Here is a 13,514-nt window from a genome sequence, read left to right on the forward strand (position 1 = left end):
CACAACAACGATCCGGCAGGCAGAAGGACTCCATCATTCTTCGGGTAACGTCAACACCGCGTGTTGCGTGACGAACGGCCCGGGTGATATCGGACCACCGTTCGTTCGCGGACGGTGGCCGGTAGTCGATGATTCCAGCCTGGAACGGATTTGTGGAAAGGATGCGGTGTAGTGGTAGACGAGGCACAGTCATCCCCAGAGCCCGAACCGCTTCTCGATCTCGCCAAGCTCAACCATTTCGTCATCGTCGCCCGCTCGGGAAGCTTTGTGGACGCAGCCGGACAACTCGGGCTCTCCCAGCCGGCTCTCAGCCGGAGCATCCAATCGTTGGAGCGTCATCTCGGCGTCCGGTTGTTGGAGCGCAGCCGTGCGGGCGTTGAGCTTTCTGCGGCAGGCAAACAGTTGATCGCCCGGGCCGAAGATCTGCTGTACACAGCACAGTTGTTGAGGCGAGAGGTAACCGGAGTATCCGACGGGACTCGGGGGAGTGTGGCGTTCGGGATCGGGCCCTCGGTTGGATCTCAGGTGTTGCCGCATGTCAACCGTCGCCTACTGAGCGAGTATCCCGGGATTCACTCGAAAGTTGTGATGGCGAGTTCTGCTGAGATGTCCGAGCAGCTCGTCGAGGGGGAGATCGAATTCTACATCGGACTGGCCGATCATGGTGCGGCAAGCGCGCGAATCAGCAGTGAGCAACTCGGTGAGGTGACACCGGCTTTTCTTGTCCGGAAGGGGCACCCACTGCTGTCGAACAAGACCGTCACTCTGGAGATGCTGGCGGACTATCCGAAGATCTCCGGCTCGGCGTGGGCACGGAGGGCCCCCATGGTTCTGCCCGGCGCCTATCGGAGTATCGCGCCGGTCTCGCTCGAAGTGGATAATCAGGCCCTGCTCATCGACGCCGCGCTGTCCACCGATGCGATCCTTTCGATGTCGACAGGGGCAGAGCTTCCCGGCCTTGTACTTCTACCGGTGAGGCTCGATATCCCGTCGAGTGTGATCGGTCTCCACTGGGTGTCGAGTCGGACCTTCTCACCCGCCGCGCTAACCGTACGCAACCTGATCTCTGAGGTGATCAAGACGATGCGCATCTTTCCCAGCCGAACAGCGACCACAGACTCCTCACGCGACTCGGGTGACCTGAACGGCGGATGAATTCCCTGGCAGGCATCTCGAGACGATTCTCCATCTCCAGGTGCGGGCCTGCGCTGTACGCGATCACGTGCGATGTCCTCGAGAGTGGCGGAGACGCGTTCGGATTCTGTCCTGGAACCGGCCCGCGCCGCATTGCGAGTCCTGGTTGTCTCGGTGGTGCTGGAAATGGACAGCCGGCCAGACACGTTCAAGCTCGAGTAGGTTCGGAGCAACTCCCGGACTGATGTTCAGCCGTATTCCGCAGCGTCCCGGCTGATGCACGCAGCGATTCGGTGGGCTGCCAAAGCGCGGATCTCACTCTCGGATTGCGTGATTCAGCCGAGCGGATGTCGACAGCGGGCCATTCGTGTAGATGCCTACGCAGCGAGTTGCCCGCGGAACCGTCGCACCGACGAAGATCGCCGAGGTGGAACTCGGTGGGGATATTCGTGGAGGTGATGCGAGAGAAGGCGATTGCACCGAATCCAACGTCGGTCGCTCCATTGTCGGCACTCGGCGCCGCACCAGATCGTAGTGGTGCGGCGCCGAGTGAACTGCACGAGCTCGCTCCCGAACTGGGGAGCGTTCGTCACGGGTACGCTCCCGGACGACCGCGCAACCGGTGCGTCGTCAGCCTCGCGTCCGGTCCTGGAGGCCCAGCCGCTGGCGGATCGTTCCGCGCGTGTCCGGATCGCCGATGAGACCGCGCTTGCGTAGCTCCGGCATCACCGTGCGCGCGATGTCCTCGTATGTCCCGGGCGAGTTGGTGGGCTGCAGAACGAAACCGTCGCAGGCCTCGGAACGGAACCACTCCTCCATCTGGTCCGCTACCTGAGATGGGTTGCCGACAAATCGGTTGTTTGCGCGCGCTGCTCGCACGCGTGCCAGATCGTCCAGGGTGGCGTTTTCTCCGAACATCCGGCGAGCTTGCTTGATGTAGTTCGCCATCAAGCCCCTGGTCCCGGTGACGCGCTCGATCAGGTCGTCGGTCAGAGGCTCGTCGCGGGGCAGGATGGACAGGTCGAAGTTGGCCTGCTCCGAGACGTAGATCAACTCTTCCTCGGTATCGACCAGGCTGTCGTAGTACGCCTCCTTGGCTCGCGCGAGTTCCTCGGTGTCACCGACGATGACCTGCGCAGAGGGAATCAACGGGGCGGCATAGCGTCCGCGTCCGGCGGCCTCGAAGTGCTGCTGCTGGTCCGCGTAGTGCTTGCGGCCGTCATCGATGGTAGGCGCGCTCATGAAGATCAGGTCGGCCCAACGCGCGCCGAACTGCCGTCCGCGGGGTGACTGGCCTGCCTGGAGTAGCGCCGGCCAGCCCTGCGGTGAACGCGGCACCGTCAAGGGGCCCTTCGAAGAGTATCGATTTCCGCGGTAGTTGATCGGAGCGATCTTGTCGGGATCCGCGAATCGTCCGGTGCCACGATCGAATTCGACCGCGTCTTCGCCCCAGCTTTCCCATAATGCTGTGACGATCTCGAGGAATTCGTCGGCGCCATCGTAGCGGTCACCGGGTTGGCGGTAGTCGACTCCAAAGTTCTCTGCCTCGTCCTGGTTCAGGGAAGTGACGACGTTCCAGATGGCCCGGCCGCCCGACATGTGGTCGAGTGTCGCGAAGGATCGAGCTACGTGGTAGGGCTGCCCGTAGGTGGTGGAGAAAGTACCACCGAGTCCCAGTCGTTCAGTCTTCCCAGCCAGGAGACCAAGGATTGGAATCGGGTCGAGTTTGATGGCGCGCGCCCCGCGCTCGACCGTCTTTCGGATGGATCCCTCGTACGCGGCCGGCATGGCGAGACGATCGTCGAAGAACATGAAGTCGAAGCCGCTCTTGTCCAACGTCTGTGCGAGCGAGGAATAGTAGTTCGGGCTCATCACGTCGGGATTTGTCGAGGGCATCATCCAGGCGCCTAGCGACGTCTTGGTGATGGAGGCGGAGACGAAGGCTCCGATCACCATATGTTCGCGGCGTGGGCGTTCGGAAGAAGACATGTGAGTTGTTCCTTTCGGTGAGAGTTTCCAGGCGCGCTCACGCGCCGCGATACTTGGGAGCTCGGTGACTCCACGAGGACCTGAATGGGTGCGCAGCCGACCCCGATGAGGAGCTATGACCGATCGGATGTCGGGAATGGGTGCCTATCGGTGACGGTGCCGTCCACTGAGACTGAAGGTGCGGTTACACCGGGTCGACGGTTCAGGCTACGGTTGCCTTGGCGATGCGGGAGATGTCGGTGGACCCTTCGAGGACGCGGACCGCTTCGATGAGCTCCTCGATTCGGGCCGCGGGGAGGATGTTGTGGAGGAAACGGCGTGTCTTGTCCGCTACGTCGTCGAAGCCGAACGCGGTTTCGGCGCTCCACGGGTCGCCCTTCGCGTACTCGGTGTATTCGGTATATGTGTGCCCGGATCGAGTGCGCAGCGTGACCTCTGTCGGGATCCGCGCCGAGAAGCCTTGTGTCTCCATCTGCTCGAGCATCACAGGACCCCAGTCTGGATTCACCTCATGGCGTACCTTTCGCGCGAGGGTGCGGATCCGGTCGGATTGGAGTAGCTCGTCGTCGAACCAGGCAGGTCCAGCGGGTACCCGGTTGGCAAGCAACGAGATTGCCGTTGGTTCACTCGACATGAGCTTCAGACCTTCGTCGATCTCGTAGGTCATGAATAGTTCCTCGGAGAGCAGGTGAGGAATGATCCGTACGAGAATGTCGTCGATGTCGTCGGCCGGAATGTCGTGTTCGGTGATGATCTTGTCGACGAGATCGAGTGCGTGGTGGCCGAATCGGCAGAACGGATACGGCTTAATCGAGGTCTCCGAAATGAACCACCGTTCGCCGAGTCGGTCGTACAATACATCCGAATCAGCGCCGGGCGCAGCGAAGGAGATCCAGAACTCGCTACCCTCATCGAAGATGTCGGTGTTCGCTTTCCACCCGGATTCCGCGAGAAGGGCGGCGTTGACTGCCGACTCTGCAATCGGACCGGAGAGCTGATACTTGTGCCAGTTGGGCCTGGCGCCGAGAGTGCGCATCTTCGGCTTGTTGCGCCGCAGGTCGTAGTAGATCGGGGTGGTCGCGTATGCCTGTCCGAGAGCGTGTGTCATCGCTTCGGCATCCAGTCCGATGACCCGCCCTGCGGTTGCTGCAGCACCGATCGACTGCCACGAGAAGCCCCATATTTTTGCGTAGGTGAGTCCGCCGTTTCCGTCGGGAACGAACTGCTTCAGAGACTGGCCGACACGAGCGGTCAGGTCGTAACCTGCGGCGATCGCGGCGATGAGATCTGCGCCCGCGACATTTCCCCGTTCCGCGAGTGCCAGACCCGTCATGACGCTGGATGAGACGGTGTGCATACGGTTATGCATCGTTTCGTCAGCGTCCAGTAGGTTGGAAAGCTGACCGTGGACGTAGGCTGCACTGCCCGCGGGCACCTTGCGCCCATCCACCATCAGGGTGGCCTCCGGTACGCCTCCCTGATCGCCCTTCAGGGCATAGAGCGCCTTGGCCATCGGCGTGTGGTAGGTAGCCGCGGTGACGGCTATACCGTCGAGGATAAGACTTTTCGTCGATTCGACGACGCTCTTGGGAAGCGACTCGAATGAGCTCTCGGCGGCAAATGCCGCCAGCCGGCGGGTGGTCCGGTCCTCGTCGATGGCGGGAGTCATCTCGTCAACCGTCATTCCGTCTCTCCTTCTCGGAGCCCGGGGTTGCTTCTCCGCCTTCGGGCTCCAACGTTGATGTTCAGGAAGAGTCGCTTGAAAGCGACTTCGCTTCGGCTATCCGTTCTTGATGCGCACTCGACTGTCGCGCACACTCGAAAGTGCTTCGGGGGTAAGGTCTGCCGACTGCGCACGGAATTCTTACGCCATCACGATTCGTACTCATGAAGTAGCTGCTGCACCGTGCCCTCCTGGCCCATCGGGAGGGCTTCAACGGAGGGATGGGGCGTTAGGGACCTTTGCGCCCCCTTCCGTGGCAGCAGCAGAAAGGACGCCGTCCGGCCTCATCCAGTAACACACGTGGGATATTTGCGGTCGACCGCCGCTCTGGATCACCATCAGAGCGTCTTCGGTCCGTGCAGTGGCATAGGCGAGAAGTGTGTCCTGGCCGGCTCCGCGTGGGGGCACCGTGTTTCGTACCCGACGCTGCTCCCTGGTACGCCGGGAGGTGGTGGCGAAGCGCGTCGTGAGCGCGCCTTCGGGCATGGGGCTGTGGGCTGATCCGTGCCCGTCTACCGCGAAGTACCAGCGCTGCCGGGTTTTCTCGGGCGAAACCACGAACTCCACCGGCACCTCCCATGGTAAATAACCTGAACGTTATTAAACGTAAGCTTAGATGCAGAAGGGTTATGGAATCAAGTGTTTGCGTCGGATCTCATGTGGCATGTTGCCTGGACCTGTCCTCAGTGGGAGTGAAGTCTGAGGTCGATGCGTTCCCGTGCTTGACGGGCACCCTCGCCGATGTAGGGAAGATCGGCTCCGCATGCGACAAAATCAGCCCCGTGCTTCTCTGCGCCGGCAAAGGCGGCGCCTGCGTGAACTCCCGCAGCGTGCGCGGCATCGCGAACCCGACTCCAGATTTCGATCAGCCGATCGCCGCTGAGTTCCTCCTCCAGATCCTGAGCGAGATCGGCGTGACCGAAAAAGACATGATCGAGACCGGGGACGGCCACGATCTCGTCGATGTTCTCCAAGCCGGCTCGGGTTTCGATCAGCGCGATGGGGAGGACGTCGATGTTTATCTGCTGTGCACGCTCATTCCAGTTGCGTGGATCGAAGTCGGTGCCCGGGACGACCGAGCAACGCCCGCGCCCTCCTGCCCGGTAGTGAACAGCGCGTACGAGCACCTCGGCCTGTGCTGCGGAGCCGATCTTGGGAACGATGACGCCCTGCGCGCCCATGTCGAGCGCTTGCTGGATAAGTGCAGGGTTGAGTTCGAGTACCCGCACGATCGGCACCATATCCCTCGATTGGGCCGCTCTGATATGTGCTACACCTGCGGATACGTCGATCACGCCGTGTTCGCGGTCAATGACGACGAAGTCGTATCCGCTCGCGCCGAATATCGCTGTCGTGGACGGGTCGGAGGACATGATGAACGCGCCCAGGGGACGTCGTCCCTCGTTCGCGATGCGGGTGAACTCTGCTCGGGCTGTATTTCTGGTCATCGGGACACCTTTCTCGTCGCTTCGTCTCGCGCAGACCGATACATCGTCTTTCGTCAAAGAGATATCTGATACATCTTAGGCGATGCTTCTTCGGCGGCGGGGTGCTGTGGCTGCGATTCTGAGGACCGGGAGAGGTGTCGAGCGCGGCGACCGGCAGGTGGGTGCGGTGAGTCCCCCGGTCTGCTCGTGCGGGGGACACCGCTGTTCGAGTCCGCCTGATTGGAAGAAGGATTCGACCGGGAGGAGCCCTTAGGCCGACCGAACCTAGTGGACTGGGGCTGGTTCATGCCTCCGCCATTTTCCAGCGACAAGCCGTTCTTTCATTCGACGGCAGAGCCGGGCGGTCCTGGTCGATCGCGGTGGCAGCGCTTCTGTTGCCACCGCGTCGGTCAGGACCGCCCGGCTTCCCACCGCTCATTCCGCGGTCATCGGGTACCTCTGTGAGGGACTTGTTGTCTTCTCCGATGGGGCAAATCAGGCACCACGACGCGGTCGTCGTGTTGCTGCAAGCGCCGCAATGTATCCGAAGGCGAGGGCGGGTCCGATGGTTCCGCCGGCGCCCCAGTAACCCTCGCCTGCAGCGGACGCGACGCAGTTGCCGGCACCGAAGAGCCCCGGAATCGGCTCGCCTGCGGTATCGAGCACCTGCGCTTCGACATCGGTTTTCGGTCCGCCCTTCGAGTCGAGTGCCCCGGGGCCGAGGAGGATGGCGTGGTACGGACCTTCCGAGCGGAACGGGTGCATCGTCGGATTGGGATAACCCGAGTCGCGGTTCGGCTGGTTGAAAGTGAGGTCGACCGGTTTCGCCCCCCGCTCGAAATCGGCGTCGTAGCCTTCTTTGGCGAACTCGTTGAACCGCTCTACGGTTTCCTTGAGCGACGCAACGAAGTCGTCGGCGAGTTGGATGTCGCCGATCTTCGGGGCGAGAAGAGTCAACCGCTCCTGGATGCGATCGGCCAGTTCGTCCCAGGTGTCTCCACTGAGGACGTATGTCGGGTTCTCGTCCTTGGGGGGGATCGGAGACCGGGCGTATCCCGTCGCGTCGTTCTGCACGACGTCGTCGTCGTAAATCATGAACAGCACCCGGTTCGGATATTCGAGCGTCGCGGAGCTCCAGTAGTGGTAGGTCTGACCCCGATCGGCGTAGGACGTCTTCTCGTTCATCACACGCTTGCCGAAGCGGTTGACGTAGAACATGCTGTCGCCGAAGTTGAAAGTGACTGCCTCGGAGGTCGATCGCGAGGCCAGGGCCTGTTCGAGAATGAGTTCGCTCCACCATGCCGTGCTCATAGTGCCCAGATCGGTACCTGCGTCGAGGCCGATGCGCAGGAAGTCGCCGGTGCTGGTCTCCACCGAGCAGCTGCCGACGATGGGACCGCGCAAATAGGTCTGTGACAGCTCGGGATCCTGAACGAATCCTCCTGAGGCGAAGATGACTCCCTGGTGGGCTCGGACGAGGATCAGGTCACGCTTGGCCCGCACCTGAACGCCGATGACTTCAGCGCCCTCGCTGTCGCGCACGAGACCGATGACACGGTGGTCCGTGTAGGTCGTGACCCCCATCCGCTCTGCTGCGGCGCTCATATCGTCGATCAACATCTGGCCGCCGTCGCCGATGATGGCACCGGCGGTTACGAGAGACCGGCCGAGCGGCGCCTTGTCCTCTGGGAAGTCGGCATAATAGTCCGGGCTCGGAAAGCGGACGGGATGAATGACATCCAGGTCGACGAGCCGCTGGATGGCCTCCGCGCCGCGATCGTAGAAGGTGGCGATGAGGTCGTAGGCGTCCTTGTCCAAACCGAAGCGCGCGTCTTCAGAGCGGTACAGAGCCGGGTAGGCCACTTTGCACATGTAGCGCAGTGCGTCGTCGCGAGGGTCTTCAAGACCGTCGTTGCGCATCAGATGATTATTGGGGACCCAGAACACACCACCCGCACTCTTGCCGGTGGTTCCCCCCAGCCAGGCGGCCTTCTCGAACATGATCACCGAAGCGCCCTCCGCGCGGGCGGTGGTAGCCGCGGCATGCCCTGCGGCACCGCTGCCGACGACTACGACATCGGCTTCGAGGTCCCACTCGATCTCCGACCCGTCAACGTCGACAGCACGTACGGTTTCCCGGCTTCCAGTCGTCTGTGTCATGGTCATCACCCTTTCTGAAATCGACGTCCACCAGTGGCAGAGGTCCTGAACGTGGCGGAATGCTGAGCTCGGGCAGAGCCGATGGTCGACACCGCTGCCCAGCCTGGTCAGTGGTCGGCGACTGCCAAGGGGACGTCGTGTGCTGCGGGATAGCCACGCTCCACGGTTGACACCTCGCCATCGAAGATCAGCGGCTGACGTACGACCCGGAGGTCCGGTGCTTCCTCGACCGGCACCAGGATCTTTCGGTTCACGACGTGCGGGTCGGTCACGACGTCGTCGAGATCGAACACGCGGCCGGCACTGACGCCGGCCGCGGTCAGCCGGCAGACGAGCCCCTCGGCGTCGTCCACCAGCGCCAGCGCCTCCGCCAGACGCAACCGCAGCTCGTCGCGCCGCGCCTCACGTTCGGCTGTGGGAATCCCCATGAGGTCGTCACACCCCAGTACCTCGCATAGGACGTTCCACTGTGTGTCCTCGCCGGCCACTCCGAGGGCGACCCGTTCGCCGGAACCGACGGGGAACACGCCGTAGGCGGGATCGCGCGGAGGGAACGGCGCGGCGGTTAGGTGATTGGCGCGGGCAACCAGAGCCGCGGCGTTCCACGACATCAGGCAGTCCAGCATCGAGACGTCGACGGCGCTGCCGACCCCACGGCTCGATCGGCCCAGCAGGGCCGCGAGGACGCCGATCACAGCAAACGTCGCGGCTGCGAGATCGGCCAGGGGGAGGGGCGAGCCGTTCGCCTCGTCGTCGTCTTCACGGATGAGGCCGGCCATCGCCTGCACTACCAGGTCATGTGCGCCGTGCGATGCGCGCTCGCCGGTCTGGCCGAATGCAGAGACACTCACACAGACCAGTCGTGGGTATCGCTCCCTCAGCGCCTCGGACGACAGGCCGAGCCGAGCTGCTACGCCGGGACGGAATCCCTCGATGAACACATCGGCGCCCTCCAGCAGCTCGTGCATACCGCAGATGCCCTCCTCTGTCTTGAGGTCGAGCACTACGCCCCGCTGGTTGCGACCGACGGCCAGGAAGTGGCCCTCGAACCGGCGAGTCGGATCCCGACGGTCTGGTCCCTCTACCAGGACGACATCCGCCCCGAGGTCGGCCAGAATCGAGCATGCATACGGTCCGGGGAACTGCTGTGCGAGAGTCACGATCTGCACGCCGCGCAGAGGCTTCGCCTGTTCTGTCATCTCCGTCTCCTTCAGTAAGAGCGAGGAAGTCCGAGGGACTCCGCGAGTCCGTTACGAATCATCTCGCTCGAGATCGGGGCCAGACGGAACAGTCGTGCATCCCGCCAGTAGCGTTGCATATCCGTCTCCGCCGTATAACCGGCACCACCGAGAATCTGGATGCCCAAGTCCGCCGCCTCTCCCGCGTGCTCGGATGCCACCAGCTTGGCGAGATTCGCGACCTGGCCCACCGGAAGTCCCCGTGCCTGCATCGTTGCCGCCTTGAAGGCCAGTAGCTCGCTCTGAGCCTGCGCGATTGCGATATCCGCGATCTTGTGCTGGAGCACTTGGAAGCGCGCAATGGGCCCACCGAACGCTTCGCGTTGTTGCGCGTATGCGACTGCGTCCTCCAGCACTCCGTCGATCATCCCCAAACAGAGCCCGGCCAGGACGATCCGCTCGTTGTTGAGTGAACCGAGAAGCGCACGAAAGGCGTGTCCGACCTCGCCGAGGACCATGTTGTCGGGGATGATCACGTCGTCGAAGAAGACTTCGCTGGAGCGAAGCCCGCGGAAGCCGACCTTCGGGATGTGCTGGAAGCTGAGCCCTTGACTGTCTGTCGGCACGATGAACATCGTCAAACCGTCGCGAGGTCGATCCCCGGTCGACGTTCGGGCGAGGACGAGGATGTACCGCGCCCACTCGGCGCCAGTGCAGTAGGTCTTCTGCCCCGACAGCTGCCAGCCGCCGTCGACACGGCGCGCCTGCATGCGCAGCCCTCCCACCAGGTCGGTGCCCCCGCCCGGCTCGGTGAAGCCGATTGCCCACCTGTCCTCCCCGCGACTGATCGGAGGAAGTAGGCGCTCACGCTGTTCCGCGGTGCCCGCGGACAGGAGTGCATGCGCGCCGGCAAAGCTGGTGACGCCCCACGCCCACGTGAGACCACCGAGCGTCCTGGCCAGCTCTCGGGCAAGAATCAGCTGCGTAACACTGTCACCACCCTGACCGCCGTACTCTTCGGGAATACCGATGCCGTGGAAGCCCGCCGCCGCCATCCGGCTCCACAGTTCGGTCGGGAAGTTCTCCTCATCCCGCTCCCACATACGGGCCTCGGCCTTGGTGGCGTGGTTGTCGACCCAGTCGCGGACCGACTTCCGGAACTCTTCCTGTTCCGGATCCAATTCGAAGTCCATCTGTTGTCCTCTCAGCTCGCAGGCAGAACGGCGTCGGCGATTCCGCGCAGTTGGTCGTCCTGCGAACCGAGCTGAGCATTGCGCGCTAGGACTCGACGCAGGTAGCGATGAGATCCATGTTCCCAGGTGTAACCGATACCACCGAAACTCTGCATCGCGTTCAGAGCAGCCACCCGAGCGGCCCGGTTGGCAGATGCGAGTGCGAGGCGCGCGGTCATCGGCCCCGTCGGCGCGCCGGTGTCCAGTTCGGTGCACGCCAGATGCGCAAGTGCCGAGGCAGGTTCGAGTGCGAGGTGGACTTCCGCAAGCATGTGTTTGATCGCTTGGAAGGATCCGATCGCGCGCCCGAACTGTGTTCGCACTTTGGCGTACTCGACAGCCATGTCGAGGATCCCGCGACCGACGCCGACCAGCTCCATAGCGACGACGGCCTGTACGCGCGCACACACGGTATCGATGATCGTCGCGGCCTCGTCGGGATCGACGACCACGAGACCCACGACGTCGTCGAGTGTCACGTCGGCCAGGGGCTCGGTCTCGTCGAACGGGTTGAGGGTCTCGATGCTTACCCCGGATTCGGAGGTATCCAGGCACACCAGCGAACCGTCCGCAGTCACACACAGAACGACCGCCGGAGTTTCTACCCACGGAACATTGCGCAGGGTTCCGGAGAGCCGGTTCCCGGTCAGCGTGGGCAGCGCGGTGCTCTGGGGAGCGCCGACCAGCGACCACGGCGCTGTCGCCGTCCGCTCACCGCTGGCGAGGTCCCTGAGCAGTTCGTCGACGCGCTCGCCGTCGAGTTCTGTGAGAAGGAGAGTCGCAAGCACCGCAGACGGCACGAGGGGCGTCGACCGGAGGATGCTCGCAGAGGTCTGCGCGACGAGGCCGAGCTCGACGAGGCCTGCTCCTTCCCCTCCCAGATGTTCCGGGACGACCAGTCCCAGGGCACCAATCTCTGCCAGTCCGCGCCAGAGCTTGTCGTCTGCGACCTCGACCAGGAACTCACCCATGGTCTCGCGCAACTGCTCCTGCTCGTGTGTGTAACTCAGCTTCATGCCGAAGCTCCTTCCACATGCTCTGTCGCCGATTCCTCGACGCGAACGTTGATCCGGTGCCCGAAAGGCGAGTCGTCCGCAGAGCGCAGGACCAGCTCGGGCACTCGGACTCGTGGATGCAGGCTGTCCAGCCACAACACGGCGCTGACACAATCCTCCACCAGGATGGCGGGTCGCTCGATATCGACCATCATCGGCGTATCGACGGTCGGAAGGATCAGCACGTTGACCGAGATGCCGTCCTTCTCGACCTCCGCGCGCATGGACTCGGCGAGCATCCGGACACCTGCCTTACTCGCTGCGTAGCCCGTGAGCCAGGGGTGTCCGTCGATCCCGGAGATCGACCCGATGATAATGATGCGTCCGCCTGGCCTCATCGTCTGTACCGCTGCCCGGCTGGCGACGTACGCGCTGGTCAGGTTGAGTCCGACGGTGTCGGAGAACTCCGCCGCCGTCTGCTTGCGGATGCCCTTGGCTCGGAACACGCCGGCCGAATGCACGAGGAGGTCGACATGACCCAACTCTGCGAACACCGCCGCCATGCCCGACTCGTCAACTGCGTCCACCGCGTACCAGCGAGCACCGATACGCTCCGCAGCTTCACGCAAACGCTCCGGGTTCCGGGCAGTAATGACCACCTCATGGCCCTGCTGCACCAGTGCCTCGGCGACCGCGAGCCCAATGCCGCTCGACCCTCCCGTCACCACTGCGGTGGGCCTACGCTCCTCGGTCATCCGTTCTCCTTCGCTTGACTTCGACCCGCCTCCTGCGGGCGATCCTGCTGTGGTTGGCTTCCTACCGTCCGGTGAAGACCGGTGACCGCTTCTCGGAGAAGGCAGCGAGCCCCTCACGCGAATCTTCGGACGTCAGGACGTAGCGTGTCGTCCGCTCCAACTCGAGCCGCATATGGGTACGGAAGCCGTACCCGGATTCCAGTCCCTCGTTGATGACGAACTTGGCGTTCGCCTCGGCGAGCGGACTGCGCTGTGCGACGAGCCGTGCGAAGGCCAGTCCACCCTCGAGCAGCTCCTCGTCGTCGAACACACGGTTCACCAGCCCCAGCGCGTGCACCTCCTCGGCGGGCAGCAGCGACCCCGAGAACACCAGTTCCCGTGCTTTGGCCGGACCGATCAGGTGAGGCAGGATGGCAAGCGCGCCGGCACCGCCCATCTGTCCGTAGCGCAGGTGACCGTCCCCGATGCGTGCCGACCGAGCTGCGTAGGCGAAGTCGCAGTTGACCAGGATCTCCAGTCCGCCGGCGACCGTCACCCCGTTGACCAGCGCCACGACCGGCTTCGGGAGCGAGCGGATCTTGGCGAACATGCGGTGGTTGGTCTCCATGATCTGAGGCCAACGTTCCTTGTCGCTCTGCAGCTCGATGTACTTCTTCAGGTCACCGCCCGCGCAAAACGCCTGCCCGGCACCGGTAATCAGGACGACCCGGACAGTCGGGTCCTCGCCGAGCTCGGTCAGTCCGTCGTGGAGGCCGGCGACCATCGCCACATCGAGCGGGTTCATCGCCTCTGGCCGGTTCAGGGTGAGCAGGCCGGCGAAGGCGCCGTCACCGACCTCGATTCTTTCGACCAGAACACTTCCCTGATCCTTCGCCTTCGTTTCAGGGGCGGTGCCTGTCGTCTGGGTGGTGGTAGACACGT

General features: G+C 63.4%; 10 protein-coding genes. 1 reads left to right on the forward strand and 9 read right to left on the reverse strand.

All coding sequences use genetic code 11. The annotated features are described in order from the left end of the window. The first annotated feature begins 171 nt into the window (after positions 1-171). A complete protein-coding gene (locus G6038_RS18280) occupies positions 172-1,155 on the forward strand; it encodes a LysR family transcriptional regulator (RefSeq protein WP_165039219.1) in 984 nt (327 codons plus the stop codon). 609 nt (positions 1,156-1,764) lie between these two features. Here the strand turns inward: G6038_RS18280 and G6038_RS18285 are convergent. From G6038_RS18285 to G6038_RS18325, 9 genes are all read right to left on the reverse strand, one after another. Next, positions 1,765-3,123 carry an NtaA/DmoA family FMN-dependent monooxygenase gene (locus G6038_RS18285; RefSeq protein WP_165039220.1) on the reverse strand — a complete coding sequence of 453 codons (1,359 nt, stop codon included), beginning with the start codon at positions 3,121-3,123 and terminating at the stop codon, positions 1,765-1,767. A gap of 202 nt (positions 3,124-3,325) precedes the next feature. Continuing rightward, a complete protein-coding gene (locus tag G6038_RS18290; protein ID WP_165039221.1) occupies positions 3,326-4,807 on the reverse strand; it encodes an MmgE/PrpD family protein in 1,482 nt (493 codons plus the stop codon). Positions 4,808-5,529: 722 nt separating this feature from the next. Next, positions 5,530-6,294, reverse strand: a complete 765-nt coding sequence (locus G6038_RS18295) for an aldolase/citrate lyase family protein (RefSeq protein WP_165039222.1) — start codon at positions 6,292-6,294, stop codon at positions 5,530-5,532. A gap of 474 nt (positions 6,295-6,768) precedes the next feature. Then, on the reverse strand, positions 6,769-8,433 hold the full coding sequence (locus G6038_RS18300; RefSeq protein WP_165039223.1) for an FAD-dependent oxidoreductase: 1,665 nt from the start codon (positions 8,431-8,433) through the stop codon (positions 6,769-6,771). Between the two features lie 107 nt (positions 8,434-8,540). Further along, positions 8,541-9,632, reverse strand: a complete 1,092-nt coding sequence (locus G6038_RS18305) for a CaiB/BaiF CoA-transferase family protein (protein ID WP_165039224.1) — start codon at positions 9,630-9,632, stop codon at positions 8,541-8,543. A gap of 11 nt (positions 9,633-9,643) precedes the next feature. Further along, complete coding sequence (locus tag G6038_RS18310; protein ID WP_165039225.1) at positions 9,644-10,804, reverse strand: acyl-CoA dehydrogenase family protein; 1,161 nt, start codon at positions 10,802-10,804, stop codon at positions 9,644-9,646. Positions 10,805-10,815: 11 nt separating this feature from the next. Continuing rightward, positions 10,816-11,826, reverse strand: coding sequence for an acyl-CoA dehydrogenase family protein (locus G6038_RS18315; RefSeq protein ID WP_165039226.1), 1,011 nt, complete (start codon positions 11,824-11,826; stop codon positions 10,816-10,818). A 29-nt stretch (positions 11,827-11,855) separates the two neighbouring features. Then, positions 11,856-12,593 (reverse strand): SDR family oxidoreductase, encoded by a 738-nt coding sequence (locus G6038_RS18320; RefSeq protein WP_165039227.1) that lies wholly within the window; start codon positions 12,591-12,593, stop codon positions 11,856-11,858. Between the two features lie 61 nt (positions 12,594-12,654). After that, positions 12,655-13,512 (reverse strand): enoyl-CoA hydratase-related protein, encoded by an 858-nt coding sequence (locus G6038_RS18325; RefSeq protein ID WP_165039228.1) that lies wholly within the window; start codon positions 13,510-13,512, stop codon positions 12,655-12,657. Positions 13,513-13,514: the final 2 nt, after the last annotated feature.

This window comes from Rhodococcus sp. 14C212 (assembly GCF_011058195.1).
Lineage (GTDB): Bacteria > Actinomycetota > Actinomycetes > Mycobacteriales > Mycobacteriaceae > Rhodococcus > Rhodococcus aetherivorans.